Genomic DNA, 3,771 nt, shown 5'->3' with positions numbered 1-3,771 from the left:
GTTTTTAATTCCTATTTTCGTTTAGCCGAAAAGACTCGTTTTCATAAGTTGCAAACAGCTAGAGGCGCAGGAACGTTAGCGGTAATCTTACTTAAGAGCCGTCAAAATATTAACTTTTTCATCTGAATCGAAAAGTTTATACATCTCGCATATTGAAGAATCAAAACTATCAGAACTAAATTCACCTAATTTTTTAGCATTTTTCACTGCAGTTTGCTGATTACCCTTGATTTTTTTATACAAATCATTCTTTACAAAATATTTTTCGCTTTTATCATAATCAGTTAAATGCTTTTTTAGTAACTGATTAGCTTCGTTGCAATCTGTAAAAGGTTTTGCAGTATATTGAAAATGAAGTAATAACCAATATTCAAGACAAGGATTAGAAACAATTACTTTAACATTTTTTAATTTCTCCAAATCTTTATAATACCTTAAAAATTCTTCTTTTGGATTTTTACCATCTTTCTTTTTGCTTTTCTCCTCTTCAATAATTTTATCTAAATCAACAATCCAAATTACTAAATCGTAATCACTTGCTGAATTCCTTACTTCTTTATATAAATCAAAAAGCTTCTTCTTTCTTGGTAATTTTGGCAACAAATCAAGATTAATAGCATTTTCATTTCTTCTCATCATTTGAAAATACCATAATTCACATTCTCCATCAACAAAAATGGCTGCTTTCTTTTTCTTACTTATTTTTGCCATTTTCATCGTATTTAAAATCAAGAAAATAATCTCCTAATTCAGGTACACCTCCTAATTTACCTATACTATAAGCATTGTAAACATTACTACTATTTCTTATAGTTTTAGTGTCGAAATCTTCTAAAGAATAAATTTCAGTATTACCTTCTTCTGTCTTATCAGCAAACCAAATGCAATCATCTCTAAAGATATCTCTATTTTTTAATATTTCTCTGTTATGAGTTGTTGCAATCAATTGAGATTTGGATGAATTTACAAGATGCATTAAAATAAAATGGATATATAAATCGGGATGAAGAGAAGACTCTAACTCATCTATTGGTACAATACTATTTTGTCTTACAAGTATATCAAGAATACCAGCTAAACCGTAAAATCTTTGCGTACCTTGAGATTGATTTTCAAAAGGTAAATTATAATTATTATCTCCGAACCTATGGACAAACTCTAAATTAACGGCAGTAACTTTACCTTTCTCTCTAATAGAAGAAATTTTCTTTCTCTCTTCTTCATCTTTAGTATTAGTTTCCAAAAACTCAAGTAAGCCTTCGGGTATTTCTCTCTCCTTTTCTTCAATAATTATATCTTCAATGTTTAAATCTGCTTTTCTCAAAACTTCTAAAACATTTTCTTTCCTAATATTACCACCATCATTTAAATTTCTAGTAACAAATCCATCTAAATCTGTTCTTGGTGAAATCATTGGTCTTAAAGCACTTTCAAACCAATCAAGCACTTCTCGCAACTCAATAATATCAATATTTGTTTTTAAAAAACCTCCAAAAACTGTGTTGTTAGATAATGTATTACTCACTAGCGTATTAACATAATCTTTATTCAGTTTAACTTTACTTCCAAAAAGAATTTCAGTAAGATTATTATTAACATTAGTAGTTCTTTTAAAAACAGTTGCTTTATTAGGATTAAAAACTAACAATGTTTCTTGGCTAATAACTTTCTTATTAAATTCAACCCTATAAGAATATTTTTTTGATTTATGAACGAAATCTATTTCAATTATTGAGTCTAAATTTTTACTTTCATTATCAAACAAAAATGGATTAAAATCAAATTTTTCATTTTTTTTCTCAAATGGATCTAATACAATATCACGCAAAAATTCGATTGCATTTAACATTGTGGTTTTTCCAGACGCATTAGCACCATATAAAAAGATTAGTTTTAATAATCTTAATCCTTTTATGGGTTCAATTACATAATAATTCTCTAAATCGTCATATTTTTTTGCTTCAAAAGAAATTGTTTGCTTTTCTCTTATTGGACCAAAATTAGCAACTGAAAAACTTATTATCATCTTTTTTTTGATTTTAATTTGCAATTAATACGCAAATTTAAGTATAAAAAATGAATTTTAGGCTATTTTTTCAAATAAAAGACTACCGCTAACAAGCGTTGGCAAGATTGCGAATTTTGTAGTAAATTCACGTTTACATTTCGCAAGAAATTTTATCTTTGATAGAAAATAATCCGTTCCGAAGCTCGCAACCTCGCCAAGCGCCGGAACGTTAGCAGTAACCATCCGAAAAATCGTAGAAAATAATGACCATTTCAAAACTCGATAAATTAAAATATTTACTGCAAAAGAAAAAATTTGCTGATTCCGAATGGGAAAAAAGAGGATTAAATCCTTCCAATTCTGAATTATGCGAACAATTAGAAAATAACTTTGATAATTGTCTGAATTCTTTATTAAAACAAGTAGAAGAACAATCAACAAATAAACAGTTGAAAACTACTTTGAGCCAAAACTTGAAAAGTTTAAACAAAACAGAATTGGATACTGAAGAGAAAGAATTCGTTTGTGATTATTATTATGAAATCGCTAAAATCATTGAAGTAGATTTTAAAAACGAACTCAATAATTGGCTATATGGAACTGTATTAAATTCACTTTTCAAAATATCTGAATTCTTAAAAGGAAAAGAAAAAATAGTAGAAACTTTATCACAAAACTGTACAAAATGCAATTCTAAACTTGAGACATTTATTCTTGAAAAAGATGAAACAATTCCTGAATCAGATTTCTTTATTGTGAGATGTAAATCTTGTAGAGAATATAATTTAATAGATAAAGGTCCGAAAATAAAAAGATTGAAATTTGGAGAATATGAACTAACTGAACAATTATCCAGAAAAGATTACGATTTGGACGGAGCAATGATAAGGCTAAAACAAATACAATACTTCAGAAAATAATGGCTACTGCTAACAGCCGTTTGGCGAGATTGGGGTTTTAGGCTTAATGGAAAGTTGGTTTTATATTTGAAAAATTTGTGTTTAACCGAAATATCTCGCATCTTTATTCCCCAACCTCGCCAAGCGGCGACACGTTATGTGACATTTAACCACAAAATCAGGAAAATACAAACCAAATAAAAAATGAAAAAAATAATATTACTATTTACTATAATGATTGGACTAAATAGTTGTGGTCAGAAAAGCGAAAACTCGATTGAAACTAAAGAATTCGAAGCTAAAATTTTGAAAATGAATGATGCCGAATTATTGACTTTTTCAAACAAACTATACGATTCTCGTTCTGAAAATTCTAAAACCATAATTGCTTTCCAAGAATGCGTAAAAAGAAATATTGACAAAGGAAATAGTTTATATAGACTTGGAGTAAGTTACGTTGAAAATGGAGAAACTGAAAAGGGAATAGAAAAACTTGAAGAATCAATTAAAATTAATCCGAAAAATTTCAAAGCATATTTCAATATTGGTGCGGTTTGCTATGACACAAGACAATTTGAAAAGTCAATCGAATTTTATAAAAAATCATTAGAAATTGAACCTAAAAATGACGCAAGTTATTACGGAATTGCTTTATCTGAATATGTTTTGAATAAAATAAAAAGTAGTAAAGAAAATTGTGAAAAAGCATTACAATTAAATCCAAATAATGAGAATGCTAAATTACTAATCGCAAAATACTAAATAGAATAAACGTCACATAACAGCCACTCCTATGTAAAGCATCATAAAGTTATTCACAACTTTTGAGAGGGTTATATTTCGGTTGTTTTCGAGTATAAAATT

The 3,771-nt window shown here is 28.0% G+C and carries 4 protein-coding genes; 2 read left to right on the top strand and 2 right to left on the bottom strand.

What is annotated here, in order from left to right; all coding sequences use genetic code 11:
* Positions 1–87: 87 nt before the first annotated feature.
* A complete protein-coding gene (locus GXM17_RS21100) occupies positions 88–711 on the bottom strand; it encodes an RloB family protein (protein ID WP_163401495.1) in 624 nt (207 codons plus the stop codon).
* A complete protein-coding gene (locus GXM17_RS21095) occupies positions 695–2,026 on the bottom strand; it encodes an AAA family ATPase (RefSeq protein ID WP_163401494.1) in 1,332 nt (443 codons plus the stop codon). The genes GXM17_RS21100 and GXM17_RS21095 overlap by 17 nt, the downstream gene beginning before the upstream one ends.
* Before the next feature lie 245 nt (positions 2,027–2,271).
* On the opposite strand from GXM17_RS21095, the gene GXM17_RS21090 reads away from it, so the two are divergent.
* Both GXM17_RS21090 and GXM17_RS21085 read left to right on the top strand, forming a co-directional pair.
* On the top strand, positions 2,272–2,928 hold the full coding sequence (locus GXM17_RS21090; protein ID WP_163401493.1) for a DUF4844 domain-containing protein: 657 nt from the start codon (positions 2,272–2,274) through the stop codon (positions 2,926–2,928).
* A gap of 183 nt (positions 2,929–3,111) precedes the next feature.
* Positions 3,112–3,669 (top strand): tetratricopeptide repeat protein, encoded by a 558-nt coding sequence (locus tag GXM17_RS21085; protein WP_163401492.1) that lies wholly within the window; start codon positions 3,112–3,114, stop codon positions 3,667–3,669.
* The last annotated feature ends 102 nt before the right edge of the window (positions 3,670–3,771 follow it).

Origin of the sequence: Flavobacterium fluviatile, assembly GCF_010645065.1 — a bacterium.
GTDB classification, from domain to species: domain Bacteria; phylum Bacteroidota; class Bacteroidia; order Flavobacteriales; family Flavobacteriaceae; genus Flavobacterium; species Flavobacterium fluviatile.
This window is presented reverse-complemented; position numbering and strand designations above follow the sequence as displayed.